Annotated in this window: 7 protein-coding genes; 3 read left to right on the forward strand and 4 right to left on the reverse strand. The window is 57.7% G+C overall.

The genetic code is table 11. The annotated features are described in order from the left end of the window. Window positions 1-59: 59 nt before the first annotated feature. Complete coding sequence (locus tag IC235_RS12665) at window positions 60-626, forward strand: porin family protein (protein WP_191005550.1); 567 nt, start codon at window positions 60-62, stop codon at window positions 624-626. A 392-nt stretch (window positions 627-1,018) separates the two neighbouring features. Next, window positions 1,019-1,624, forward strand: a complete 606-nt coding sequence (locus tag IC235_RS12670) for a porin family protein (protein ID WP_191005551.1) — start codon at window positions 1,019-1,021, stop codon at window positions 1,622-1,624. Between the two features lie 142 nt (window positions 1,625-1,766). On the opposite strand, the gene IC235_RS12675 is transcribed toward IC235_RS12670, so the two are convergent. From IC235_RS12675 to IC235_RS12685, 3 genes are all read right to left on the reverse strand, one after another. Continuing rightward, entirely contained in the window at window positions 1,767-3,131 is a 1,365-nt protein-coding gene (locus tag IC235_RS12675; protein WP_191005552.1) for a dipeptidase, read from the reverse strand. Window positions 3,132-3,233: 102 nt separating this feature from the next. Continuing rightward, entirely contained in the window at window positions 3,234-3,872 is a 639-nt protein-coding gene (gene plsY, locus IC235_RS12680; protein ID WP_191005553.1) for a glycerol-3-phosphate 1-O-acyltransferase PlsY, read from the reverse strand. 217 nt (window positions 3,873-4,089) lie between these two features. Next, window positions 4,090-9,615 carry a hypothetical protein gene (locus tag IC235_RS12685; protein ID WP_191005554.1) on the reverse strand — a complete coding sequence of 1,842 codons (5,526 nt, stop codon included), beginning with the start codon at window positions 9,613-9,615 and terminating at the stop codon, window positions 4,090-4,092. Window positions 9,616-10,042: 427 nt separating this feature from the next. On the opposite strand from IC235_RS12685, the gene IC235_RS12690 reads away from it, so the two are divergent. Beyond that, entirely contained in the window at window positions 10,043-11,065 is a 1,023-nt protein-coding gene (locus IC235_RS12690; protein WP_191005555.1) for a Gfo/Idh/MocA family protein, read from the forward strand. Window positions 11,066-11,464: 399 nt separating this feature from the next. On the opposite strand, the gene IC235_RS12695 is transcribed toward IC235_RS12690, so the two are convergent. Next, window positions 11,465-13,147, reverse strand: a complete 1,683-nt coding sequence (locus IC235_RS12695; protein WP_191005556.1) for a sodium/sugar symporter — start codon at window positions 13,145-13,147, stop codon at window positions 11,465-11,467. Window positions 13,148-13,493 lie beyond the last annotated feature (346 nt).

Here is a 13,493-nt window from a genome sequence, read left to right on the forward strand (position 1 = left end):
GGTTTTTCTCAGCAGCATTGTTGATACATTTAAACTCTCTTTTTACACTTCTAATTGCAATGAAAAAGGTAATACTCTCGCTCAGCCTACTGGTTGGGATTTCCGCTTCAGCATCGGCTCAAGCATCTTTCGGGGTAAAAGCTGGTGCTTCCCTCACAACCCTCACCGGCTCCGGTTCTGAGAATGTAGCCAATAAGATTGGCTTCAATGGTGGGTTATTGGCTAACGTGCGTTTCGGCGACGCGCTCGCGATTCAGCCTGAAGTATTGTTCTCGATGAAAGGCTCACAGTTCAAGGATGATAGCAAGTATAAAACCAATCTTAGCTATATTGACATCCCCGTACTGTTGCAGTATAATGCCGATGGCCTCTTCTTCGAGGCAGGTCCTCAGCTAGGCATTTTGGCTAGTGCCAAGTTTACTAATGGTGACGAGAGTGAGGACATTAAAAAAGGGATCGAAACCATTGACTTTGGCTATGCCGTAGGGTTGGGCTACAAGTTAGAGTCAGGCCCCATGTTTGGGCTGCGCTATAATGGGGGCATTACTAATATTAACAAAGAAACTGATAAGGTCCGCAACAGTGCGTTTCAGCTGTACGCTGGTTTCATGTTCGGTGGCAAGTAATTGCTAGAACGCCTTCTCAAAAGCCCGGCTTCCGCAATGAAAGCCGGGCTTTTTTGTGTGCTCCGCTTGTTTATTGAGATGAAGTAATAATTGCAGCCTTGCGATCAAGGTGAGCTTTGCCTACTACAATTGGAGGATCCACGCCCTCCTGTTGCCGACGTGTGACGGCGTTATTCATGTGGTAAGGCAGTGAAGTCCCGTTAGCCTCGAAGCCGAGGGCTAGCTCCTTAACTCGGGGCGATGGAGCCTCAACTTCTTACATGAGCGGGGCACTTTGCTAAATCTAGTTAAGCGTTTATGGCTGCGCAGGCAAGTATGGCATGGCATTTGTCCAGGTTTTCTCGTCAGCATTGCTGACCTATTTCAACCCTCTTTTTACGCTTCTTTTTGTAATGAAAAAGGTAATACTGTCTCTCGGTTTGTTAGTTAGTGTTGTTGGTGCAGCCAGTGCCCAAGAAACCCGTTTTGGTATTAAGGCGGGCGCCAGCTTGTCTACCCTTACTGGTGGCGACGATAATGAAAATAAAAATCTAGTAGGAGCCAACGCCGGCATTATGGCCGACATTAGCTTTAGCGACCTTATTTCCTTCCACCCGGAGCTGCTCTACTCTCAGAAGGGCGCAAAGGCCGAGAATGACTTCATCAAAGTTCAAACGAGACCATCGTATCTAGACGTGCCATTATTGGCCCGCGTAAAGGCCGACGGGTTATTTTTTGAAGCAGGACCGCAGGTTGGTTTTTTACTTGCTATAAAAAACGAAGTTGATATTAAAGGCATGGCCTCGAGCTCAAGCACCAGCACCGATGGTACACGCAAAGTCGACTTCGGCTACATAGCAGGCGTAGGTTACCAGTTGCCCCAGGGCCTGGAGTTTGGTGTTCGCTATAACGGCGGCATATCTGACCTCGCCGACAGTTCTTCAAAATCTTCAGGTGACTCCAAAGTCCGCAATTCTGTGTTCCAATTTCAAATTGGCTACCTATTCGGCGGCAAGTAATTGCTAAAACGCCTTCTCAAAAGCCCGGCTTCCACGGTGGAAGCCGGGCTTTTCTGTTTACTTCCTTAAGAGAGGAGCCTCCGCTGATTTAGTAACTCTCCACACGACCTAGCTTAATGTACCGATAACCCTACCACGCCATTTACTGCGCCGCCGCGTAGTTGCGATAGAAGTGCGGAATGGTTTCGATGCCTTTCAGGAAGTTAAACACCCCGTAATGCTCATTGGGTGAGTGAATGGCATCGGAGTCCAGCCCAAAGCCGAGCAGGACGGTATCCAGGCCCAGCTCGGACTTGAACATGGCCACGATGGGGATGGAGCCGCCGCCGCGGGTAGGTACCGGGTGCTTACCGAAGGTGGTTTCCATGGCGTCGGCCGCGGCCCGGTAGGCCACCGAGTTGGTGGGAGTAACTACCGGCTCTCCGCCGTGGTGGGGGCGCACCTCCACGGTGACTCCCGCCGGAGCGATGCGGCGAAAGTGCTGTTGGAACAGCTCGGTGATTTCAGCCGAGGTCTGGTGGGGCACCAAGCGCATGGAGATTTTGGCGTGGGCCTGGGAAGCAATGACCGTTTTGGCCCCCTCGCCGGTATACCCTCCCCAGATGCCGTTGACGTCTAGCGTGGGGCGGATGCTGGTGCGCTCCATGGTGGAATAGCCGGCCTCGCCGGCCGTGGCGGGCAAGCCGATGCTCTGCTTGAATTCCTCTTCCGAGAAGGGAGCCTGGGCCATTTCGGCGCGTTCTTCAGCGCTCAGCTCGGCCACGTTGTCATAGAAGCCCGGGATGGTGATGCGGCCGTTCTCGTCGTGCAGGCTGGCAATCATCTGGCACAGGGCGTTGATGGGATTCATCACGGCGCCGCCGTAGAGGCCGGAGTGCAGATCGCGGTTAGGGCCGGTCACGGTAACTTCGTGGTAGCTGAGGCCACGCAGGCCCACTTCGATGCTGGGCACGTCGTTGGCCAGAATCCCCGTGTCGGAGATGAGAATGACGTCGGCCTTCAGCTTCTCCTTATTCGCTTTCACGAAGATCTCGAGGTTGTTGGAGCCGATTTCCTCTTCGCCCTCAAACATAAATTTGATATTGCAGGGCACGCCGCCCTGACCGTCGCGCATCATCATTTCGAAGGCTTTGACGTGCATGTACACCTGGCCTTTATCGTCGCAGGCTCCACGGGCGTAGATGTTGCCGTCCTTAATTACGGGCTCGAAGGGCGGCGAAGTCCACAGCTCGTACGGATCGGCGGGCTGCACGTCGTAGTGGCCGTACACCAGCACCGTAGGCTTGCCAGGGTCGGTGAGATAGTCGCCGTACACGATGGGGTTGCCGGCCGTAGGGCAGACTTCGACGTTCTGCGCGCCCGCTTCTTCGAGGCGCAGCCGAAGGTAGTCGGCAGCCCGCAGCACGTCGTCGTGGAACTTAGGATCGGCCGACACGGACGGGATGCGGAGCCAGGCTATCAGCTCGTCAAGAAAGCGGGCTTGGTGGTCAGAAAGGTAAGAGGCCATGCGCGGCGAAGAGTAAGTAATGAGGGAGTGAGAACGGAGCGGTAAAAGTAACGGGCACAACCGAAATGCGCCAAGGCCCGAAACCACCGGCCGGGGCCCGTGCTACTTCCGCCCAAACAGTGGCACCCGGCTCTCCGTCCCGGCCCGTAGGCGGCCGATGTTGGCCCGGTGCGTGTAGATAAGCAGCGCCGCCAGCACAAACCCCACCCACACCATGAAAGGCTGCGCGGGCCGAAACTCGGGCAGTAACTGCAGCAGCGCAAACGTGACGCCCGCCGTCATGGATGCCAGCGACACATAGCGAAACAGCAGCAGCATCGCCACGAATACCAACAGGCACACGCCCACGGCGCCGGGAGCCACGCCCAGCATCATACCCAGCACGGTAGCTACGCCCTTACCACCCCGGAACTGGGCAAAAACGGGGTAAATGTGCCCCACGATGGCCAGCACGCCGCAGGCCAGCTTGTAGTACAGGACGTGTTCGGCCGGAATGGCACCTTGGGCCAGCAGCCCGGCGGGCAGGCAATACGCGGCGATAAAGCCTTTTAGCGCGTCGATCAGCAGCACCACTGAGCCAGCCTTGGGGCCCAGCACACGAAACGTGTTGGTGGCCCCAGCGTTACCAGAACCATGCTCACGGATGTCGGCCAAGCCGAAGAAGCGGCGCCCCACCCACAGGGCCGTGGGGATGGAACCAAGCAGGTAGGCAGTCAGAAGAGCGAGCAGGATGATGATCATGGGTAAGGCCGAGGGATGGACGATATCCTCTGTCCTCGCAAAGGAGGGGATATTTTATCAAAAGCAAACTGGGGTGATAAGCTCCCGGCACAATGGTCGAACGGCTCACACCAGTTTCGTTCGGGCATTGTGCCGGGAGCTTACCACCCCAATTTCAGATTGCTGAAACTGCTCTTCCCTTCACTGGAAGGGCGTAAGGCTTTACGTTAGTTTGTTGCTAGCTGTCGCCGAAGGGGTCGTCGGAAGCCTTCTTTTTCTTCTTTTCCTCGTCCTTCTTCTTTTTCTCTTCTTCCTTCTTTAGCTTTTCGGCTTCCTTGGCCTGGCGCTCGGCTTCTTTTTTGTCCTGGGCCGGGTTGGGCGTATCCCCTGTTGCGGGGGCGGTTTCTTTGGCCTTGGCTTTCTTAGGCTCCGTGGGAGCGGCATCGGCTCCAGGAGCGGCCGGCGGGGCAGCTTTTTCCTTGGCTTGTTCTTTTTTAACCGGGGCAGGCAGCGGGTCATCAAGCGTACCATCGCCGAAGGGGTCGTTGGCCTTGGCCTTCTTTTTCTTCTTAGGAGGACTGGGCGCGGGGTTAGTGCTGTCACCGCCGCCAGTCGCCGCATCGCCCTTGCCTTTCTTCTTTTTGCCGTCCACTTCATCAAGCTCCTCGCTGGGCTCTGGGGCCGTGGAGAGGGCAGCTACCTTGCCCGACTTGTGCAGGTAGTCCTTCTCAAAGTGCGAGCGGAACGCGTCGACATCCGCCAATTCTCCCAGGAAAACCCCGTAGCTCGTGGCCGTATTGTAGTCGTACTTGGCCTTGCTGCTGATTTCGGTGTCGAAGGTCTCGCCCTGCGACTTGGCCAGCAGCAGGTTTTTGGCGTATTTGAGGTAGTACCAGGCTTGGGTGCCCGCTTCGAGGTACATCTCCACCAGGTCGGCGCCTTCTTCGCGGCGGATTTCCACGTAGCCATTCACCAGGGCGTTCAAGGGTTGCTTTCCTACACCCGCCAAGCCAATCGGGCCTACCGAATACCACGCGCGCTTCTTGTCGTTCCAACGCAGGTTAACCTTGCTTAGCACCAGGGTATGCATCAGCTTGGGGGAAAGCTTCATCAGCGGGTCGGCCTTGCCCTTGTGCGCGATGTAGTCCTCCACACCCTGGTCGCCGATGAATTGGCCCAGCTTGTATCGCTCGTTGGGCGAGCCGTCCTGGGCTTCGGGCGAGCGTTTAGTGGCGCGGGCCAGCTCGGCGCCCATCACTTCGATGGCCTTGGGCGGCATGGTGATGTCCATAGCCAGCAGCGCGTCCACCGCGTAAATGGCGCTGTCGGGCTTAGCGGTACCCACGCCGCTACCCACCATCTTGTAGTCCTTGCTCGAGTTGATGAAGGTCATCGGCCCCCGGAAAGTAAGCGCGTTGGTGCTGTCGGTGTAGGTAAGCGCCGCCCCCTCATAAGCGTTGAGGTTGCTCGGATCGGTCCGGGAGATGCTGTATACCCCCGTCTTATCGTTGTAGCGCAGCTTACCGTCGACTTTAAAAACGGGCACGTCGGCGCTGGGTGGCGCGGCGGCATACACCGGATAAATCTTCTGCGTCTGGTCCGACATGAACAAGCCCGTCACGAGCGGGGTGCCATCGGCCGACTTCGCATCGGTCAGGTCGAGGGTAAAATTCTTGACGTCGATGGAATCTTTTACCGGCACCCAATCGCCGCCTTTGTGCGCTTTTCCGAATTGTAGCTGCACTTCTCCCCCTACGAATGCGAAGCCCCGGCGCTGCGAATTCAGCTGCAAATCGCCGCGGTAGCCAATGCGGGGGGTGAGCTGAAACTTGCCGGTGATTTTGGCCGTGGCCACGGTGGGAGGCCCCTTCACGGGAGCAACGGTTTCCACGGCTTCCTCCTTCGCATTGCCCTTACGGCGCAGGAACCCTTTCGAGCCCTTGCCGGAGCTGGCACTGATGCTGGCGAGCGGGCCTATGGGATCCGGCTCGAAATTGCTGAAGCGCAGCGCCACCGAGTCGCGGCCCATTTTATAGGTATACTCGGCGTCGCCGGCAAAGGCCATCCTCGACAGCACTTCGATGTTGCCCTTCACCAGCTTGTGAATCTTTTTCAGCGAGTCGAGCTCAACCCGGGCATTTTTAAGGCGCTGGATCCGGCCATTGGCCAAAATGCTGACTTTACCGGAGTCGGGGATAACCCAGGCATCGGCGGTGGCGATGTGGGGCACCCCCCCTACCTGCATCTGGTATTGAGCTAGGTCATACACCCCAGTGGAGGCTTTGAACTTCAGGCCACCCTGCTCGGGGTTGGTAGAGTAGAAGAACGACTTGGTAGAGTCAGCATTGGCGGCCACGCGCAGCTGCACTTGCTTTTTCTTAAAGTCCCAGTGGCCACCGCTGAGGGTGGTTTTAAACTTCGAGTAGGGCAAGTCGATGCTGGCCGTGCTGCCTTCCTCCCGCTTGAAATCGGCGTAGCCCTTCTTCAGGCTGTAATCGAAAGTGACCTCGTTGGCGGTGAGGGCCGGCTTGTTGGTTTCGGCCGACTTAACGTTGATGGTGGCGCGCTTGCCGGAGTAACTGTCCGATTTAAAGACGAACTCCGGCGACTTAATGAACGACTGCGGCCCATCGAGGCGACCATTGCCGCCGGCGTTTCGGGGCGTGAGCAGCGCCGTGCCCTTGAAGTTGTAAGCCGTTCCGGCTTTGGTTTTTGAGTTAATACTGGAATACAAGCTGATGGCCTCACCGGAACGCGGCGTAATCAGATACATGGAGTCGCGGCGCACGTGCCAGCGCATCATGTAGCCGGGCGGCATGGTCATATTGGGGATGTCGACGCCCCCTGCTGTTTTCGCCGCGACGGTACCCGACTTGCCGACGGTCACGACCGAGTCGCGATAAAACACAAAATCGTCGGAAACAAAGGTACCCGACTGGTAGGTAATGGTGCCGTCGGCTTGCAGGCCTTTGCTGTTCATCATCACCTTATTGTACACGCGGCCCCGGCCCTTGTAGAGCGGGAACCCCTCCTTGGGCACGTTGTACACAAAGCCCATCGCGCCATCTTCCTGCACCGTGAGCTTGGTGGCAATGTCGGGTATGATTCCGCCGCTCCGGAACGTGCCGGTAAGCCCGGAAGCCGATTGGCTCATGTAATTCAGCGAGTCAATCCGGAACGGCGGGATGTCGAATACCACCGTTGAGTCGTAGACGCCGCCCAATACCCCTTGGTTGCCGAAGTATACGTTGGCTCCGCTCTTGGACTCAAAAGCCGGGTACTCCCCCTTCTTCTTGCGGCCCGACTTGTTCTTGGGATCATTCAGAAACAGGCGCCCCGTCGAGAAACTACCTTTGTTGGTCAGGGCGTACTCGGCGCGTTTGCCATTGGGCTTGCCTTTGGCGTCGCGGGCTTCGCTACGAATGACAATGGAATCAATCTTGGCCATGTCGATGTAGAACCCATCGTAATCGAACTTGAAGTTGGCGCCCCTAAAGCGCATGGCCGAGGCCAGCACCGCCCCATTGAAGGTAATGTTCCGGTTTTTTCCGATTCGGATAATGGCGCTGTCGGGCCGCACGAACACGGTAGCGGAGTCATTGGTAAAGTTGAAGCGCTTCACCCCACGCACCAGCAGCTCGTTGGTGTTCAGGTTAAGGACGGCGTTACGATTGGTACCCGACAAGGATTTGATAGCCAAGTGGTCATAATCTTTCTTATCGCGGGCGGAGGCCACGTAGTGCGCCCCTTTCGGCAGGATGGTTACCTGACCGGTTTGGGAGTCCCACTGCACATAGCCATCGCGCGCCAGGCCCGCCATGTCGGTGCGCATATTGGGAACCGACGTTTTCAGGTCGCGGGCCAGGTCGCTGACGTTGAAAGTTTTTATTTTGTCGTGGCTTTGGCTATAGCCCACCAGCATTTGCAGCGGGTGCAGCCGGTTGATGCTCTTCAGCTGCTGATACCGGTTGTTGGTGAAAAACTCTTTGCTCTCAAAATCGGCCGTTTGCTGGTTTTTCGACGACAGCACCGCGAAGCTGATGGTGGGGCTGCGCAGGTTCCAGATCAAAGACTCGGTACGAATATCTATCTGGTGATAAGAGTCGCTGTACGGGGTGGTTTTGTATAGTCCTTCCTCGCGGGCGAGCTTCAGTTCCTGCTTGGGTTTTGAGTATTTGAGCTGCGTGCCAGGGTGCGTCACCGAATCCTGGCTGCCCTCATAAATGGTGATGGCGGCCCGGCTGGCGGTGATCAGCGTATCGCCCAACACGTAAGCCCGCGACAAGGCCTTGAACTTGGGCTTGCCATCGAGGCTCACCGTGAGCTTGGACAGCGAGCCGTCTAAAGCCGCGCTCAGCAGCCGCCCGCCCGCCATCGAGAGGCCGCCCCGGTACTGAATATTTTCCCCCAGGGTTTTAATGCGGGCGTCGTTGGTGAGCGAGATAAAGCGCGGGTAGCCCGTATCGGCTGCCCCGGGCTTGCGCCGCACGCTCTTGTAGCTAAGGGCGCCTTTTACAGAGCCCTCCAGGACCGCGGGATACGTCAGCGTGACCGGCTGAGCCGTAAACTCGGGCTTGCTCATGTCGAAATCGAAGCCGGCTATATCGGCCGTAACCGGGTTGGTGTTGATGGACCACACCAACTGTCCGCCCGAGGCCAGGAATCGGTCAGAATTAGGAACGGCCGTGCCACTCACTTTTTTCAGGAGCACCGAGTCGCCGGCTGTGCCCATAAATAAGTCGACATCCTTCACCACAATCACCGCCCCGCGCGCCGGGGGCGCCAAGTATTCATCGTAGGGCAGGGCCGATGGGGTGAACGAAGCCGTGGGCGTCTCAAAGTCGGCAGCGTTGACGGCCGGCGCGGCTTCCTTAGCGGGCGCCGTGGCTTTAGCCGCCATCGGAGCACCCTTGGCCGCCGGCTTCTTGGCCGGAGCTTTCTTCACGGGGGTTCCCCAGCCGTCGTCGGTGTCGCCCCAGCCGCCGCCCGAGGGCGATGACCACAAGTCGGCGGTATCCCAGCCACTGCTGGCTTTTTTCTTGGGGGCGGGCTTGGCTGTTTTCGCGGGAGTCTTAGCGGCCACAGGCTTTTTTGCCGCGGGCTTAGCGGCGGGTAGCGGCTCTTCCTTCGGAGCGGGGGCTCCGAATTCTAGGTTGGAAGTGGGCGCGGCAATGGGCGAGTAGGCGAACGAAACCGTCCCCCCGATGGCGCGTAGCGTGTTGTAACCCGAGCGGTGGAGGTAGCCCCCGTTCAGGAAGCGGCTGGTGCTGAAGATAAATTTCTCGGTCTCCTGGGGCGATTCTTTCTCCAGGGTCTGGCCCAGCACGTCGAGGTACTGGTCCATCTGCTGATCGGTAAGCTTGGCGGAGTTAGCGCCCCCCAGGACGGACTTGAAGAAGGTTTCAAAGTGAGGCCGGGGCCGAAACCTCTTGGCCAGCATAATTTGCGACAGGGCTACGATGCGGGCCTGCTGAGAGGCCGTAAGGCGGTTGCTACCCCACAGCTCCTTGAGGCTGCTGCCTACCCCGCGGGCCGCCGCGTTATTGGTGCTGGCCATCATGCCCTGCACATCGATGATATACTGAGCCGGGTCGGTCGAAAGCTTGCCCACCTGGTAGCGGGGCGCGGCAGCCGGCGCCGTCCCGTTTCCCCCCGGAGCGGGCGCCTTCGTTGGGGCTGGCGCTTTCGGCTGCGCCTGAACCGAAGAATAGCTGCCTAGCCCCAGGCTCAGCCACGCAGCAGTAAGGATAATTAATGGTTTCATATAGGCTATTGATCGGTTAGCTAATCTACATTATTTGTCGGTACAACCCGACAGCCCCGCAGCGGGCTCTATTTTTCAGCTCTCTCCCAGTTCTGGCAACCTCAGTCGCACACCGACAAAACGACGCGGACAGGCCCAGGCTAGCTGCATTTTTAAGGCAAATACCTGGCAGTAAGTATACTGCTCGGCATTGCGCTCAAAAACCCGGTACAAGTTAGGCAGAATCAAAAAAGTAACACCGTCAGAATAAGGCTTATATTGGCTTGGCTACTCATTATCAATAATTTTCTAAGCTACATCCTTTTTACCGGCCTTGTATTATCCCACTCCTAACGGAGGGTCTGATAGTCGGCCTGAGTCGGGGCCTTCATTTCTAGCTGGGCCGGGGCCCTTCGGTGGTGGAGTTCCTATTGTGTTACTTCGGGGCATGGTTACTGCTCCCATTCGCACGGCCCTGCTCGCATACGGCATGTCGGGCAAGCTTTTTCACGCGCCATTTCTGGCCGCGCACCCCGGATTTGATTTATGGGCCGTGGCCGAGCGTACCGCACAGCGTATGCGCCAAGACTACCCCACCGTTCGCAGCTACCCGAGCGTGACCGAGTTACTGGCCGACCCGGCCGTTGAGCTAGTGGTCCTGAACACGCCCAACAACACCCACTTTGCCCTGGCCCAGCAAGCTCTGGAAGCAGGCAAGCACGTGCTGCTGGAAAAGCCCGTGGCGTCCTCCGCAGCCCAGCTGCGAGAGTTGCAGGCCCGGGCCCGGGCGGCAAACCGCTGCCTGCTGGCTTATCATAACCGTCGTTGGGACAGCGACTTCGAGGCGGTGCGACGCGTAGTGGAAAGCGGGCAGTTGGGCCAGCTTATCGAAGTGCACCTGCGCTTCGACCGCTACAAGCCAGGGCTCAACGTCAAGAAGTTCAAGGAAGAGCCCGGCCCGGGCAGCGGCCTGCTTTACGATCTGGGCCCCCACCTGCTCGACCAAGCTCTCAGCCTGTTCGGCCAGCCCCTGGGCAGTTACAAAACGCTGGGCCAGTTCCGCCCCGGCAGCCAGGTCGATGATTTCTTTACCCTGCACCTGCGCTACCCGCGAGGGCTAAACGTATGGCTCACCGCCGGCTTGCTAATAGCCGACCCCGGCCCCGCCTACGTGCTGCACGGCACGCTGGGCAGCTATCAAAAACACCGCACCGACCGGCAGGAAGCCCAACTGCAGCAAGGGCTGTCGCCCCTGGCCCCCGGGTATGGCCGCGAGGAGCCCGGCCGGGAGGGCCGCCTCACCGTAGCGGCACCCGATGGTTCCCTGACGACCACGGCCGACCCAGCCACTCCCGGCAACTACCTGAATTTGTTCGAAGCAGTGTTTCAAACCATTCGCCACGGGGCCCCCTACCCTATCAGCGCAGAGCACCTGCTCTGGCAGATGGAGCTACTGGAAGACAAGCCATAATTTTCCTCCCAGCCTCTCCCTAATGAGTAGAGGTTCAGAACTCAGATAATTAATAACTAGGGTTTTGTCTTGCGTACGATACGACGGCGGGCCTGATGCTCGCCATGGCAGAACGCCTCCAGTCTCCATCGAGGAGCACGGGCGGGTTGTAACGCAATAGCTGCCTGGCGAAGCTACCAAACTCAAGTTGCAGAATAGCCGGGTAGCGGCGACTGGTTGGTAGTAATTAAAAAGGCTAGGTGGTTGAGAGCCGCGTAGCGGTGACAGATTCGGCGGTTGGCGTTGGCCTCTCACCGCGACGCGGCTCTCATTTGACCTAGGTTACCATGCTCTCCCAACCTACCGCCGCTACCCGGCTATTCCGCAACGTGGGTTAGCAAGGCCGGCTCCCAGTGGCCCTTACCAGTAAACGGTGTAAAGCGTAGTGAGCAGGAGTAGGACGATCATGGTGCCAATGGCAAAGCTGCGGGTAGTTTTGAACATGCTGCGGTCTACTTCCAGGCCATTGGTCTTTACGCCCCGGCTGGTTTCGGCCAGGCTGATGGCCACCATGGCAACTACGCAGATCAGGAACACAAAGCCCATCCGGTCGAGGAAGGGAATTTCGTAGACGCCCGCCGCGTTGGGCACCGCGAAGCCCAGGGGCGCCAGGAAGGAAAGGTCCGCGAAGCCCGGCAGAAACTTGAACAGCACCGATAGCAGAAAGCCGCCAATAGTAGCAAACAGGGCCGCGGTAGACGTCGTTTTCTTCCAGAAAAAGCCCAGGATAAACATGGCAAAGATGCCCGGCGACACGAAGCCGGTGTACTCCTGAATGTACTGGAACCCCCCTTTTTTGTCGATGCCCAGGTGGGGGGCGATGAGTACCCCCAGTATCATCGCCACAACCACCGCAATTTTACCAGTGGTTACCAGCCGTTTTTCCGAAGCTTCCGGGTTAAGCACTTTCTTGTAAACGTCGAGGGTGAAGATGGTGGCGATGCTGTTGGCTTTGCCGGCCAGCGAGGCTACGACGGCGGCCGTCAGCGCCGCAAACGACAGTCCCTTCAGGCCCACGGGCAGGATGTTGAGCAGCACGGGATAGGCGCGGTCGGGGTTGAGTTCGCCGTTCTGCATCATCTCGCCGCTGAACACGTTGCTCTTGTAAAGCACGAAGGCCGCGATACCGGGCAGCACCACAATCACGGGCATGAGCAGCTTGAGAAACGCCGCGAATAGAATGCCCGCCCGCGCCGTGGGCAGGTCGGCCCCCAGGGCGCGCTGGGTGATGTACTGGTTGCAGCCCCAGTAGTTCAGGTTCACAATCCACATGCCACCGAGTAGCACGGTTAGGCCGGGCAGGTCTATGTAGTTGGGATTATCGCGTTGGAAGATCATGTGGAAATGGTCACCGGCGTTCTGGGTCATCAGGTGGAAGCCATTGACCACCCCCGAAGTACCGTAGTGCTCGGCTACCAGGTTCAGGGCCAGGTAGGTGGTAGCCAGGCCACCCAGGATGAGAAAGAACACCTGAATTACGTCGGTGAAGCCAATTACCTTCATGCCGCCCAGGGTGATGAGCACGGCAAAGCCGGCCAGCATGTACATGCAGAAGTTCAGGTTCAGCCCGGCGATGCTGCTGATGGCAATGGCCCCCAGGTAGAGAATCGACGTCAGGTTAACCACAACGTAGAGCGCGAGCCAGAACAGCGCCATAATCATGGCCACGGTGCCATTGTAGCGCTGGCTAAGGAACTGCGGCATCGTGAAGATGTGGTTCTTCAGGTAGACCGGAATGAAGAACACGGCCACCACGATAAGCGTGATGGCGGCCATCCACTCGTAAGTCGCAATGGCCAGGCCCATTTTAAAGCCCGAGCCCGACATGCCCACGAACTGCTCGGCCGAAATGTTGGAGGCAATGAGCGAGGAGCCGATAGCCCACCACGTCAGGGAGCCTTCGGCCAGGAAATAGTCTTTAGAATCCCCTTCCATCGTGCCATCGTGGCCGGTTTTGCGGCGGTAGATCCAAACGCCGTAGCCGGCGACAATGATGAAGTAAACGAAGAAAACGATATAGTCAATCGTTGCGAGCTTGTTCATTGAGCGTATTAGTAGGATGGAAGTTCTGCAGCCAGCCTGAACGCAGGAGTGCGCGGTAGCGGCGAGGCTATGGGAAAGTAATGTTCCGGTAAAAAAACCGCTTCTGAAAGGAAAATCTTTGATTTCGCCCCAGAATTGCTTTCGACCCCGACGATGAGGGGAGTTATCCTCAACCGTAGCGCCAGCCTCCGGGGTCCGCTAAATCGTCGGGGCCAACGCTCCAAGGCGAGGGCAACATCCCCCTGGTATCTCGTCAATCAGAGCAGTTCTCGCAAAGGAATTAAAAATTAAAAATGAAGAATTAAAAATTGACCAGCCGATTTTTAATTCTTCATTTTTAATTTTT

Origin of the sequence: Hymenobacter montanus, assembly GCF_014699115.1 — a bacterium.
Classification (GTDB): domain Bacteria; phylum Bacteroidota; class Bacteroidia; order Cytophagales; family Hymenobacteraceae; genus Hymenobacter; species Hymenobacter montanus.

Coding starts and splice junctions, on each gene's coding strand:
- IC235_RS12675 (WP_191005552.1), bottom strand. CDS start 3,131: ATGGCCTCTTACCTTTCTGACCACCAAGCCCGCTTTCTTGACGAGCTG.
- IC235_RS12665 (WP_191005550.1), top strand. CDS start 60: ATGAAAAAGGTAATACTCTCGCTCAGCCTACTGGTTGGGATTTCCGCT.
- IC235_RS12695 (WP_191005556.1), bottom strand. CDS start 13,147: ATGAACAAGCTCGCAACGATTGACTATATCGTTTTCTTCGTTTACTTC.
- plsY (WP_191005553.1), bottom strand. CDS start 3,872: ATGATCATCATCCTGCTCGCTCTTCTGACTGCCTACCTGCTTGGTTCC.
- IC235_RS12685 (WP_191005554.1), bottom strand. CDS start 9,615: ATGAAACCATTAATTATCCTTACTGCTGCGTGGCTGAGCCTGGGGCTA.
- IC235_RS12690 (WP_191005555.1), top strand. CDS start 10,043: ATGGTTACTGCTCCCATTCGCACGGCCCTGCTCGCATACGGCATGTCG.
- IC235_RS12670 (WP_191005551.1), top strand. CDS start 1,019: ATGAAAAAGGTAATACTGTCTCTCGGTTTGTTAGTTAGTGTTGTTGGT.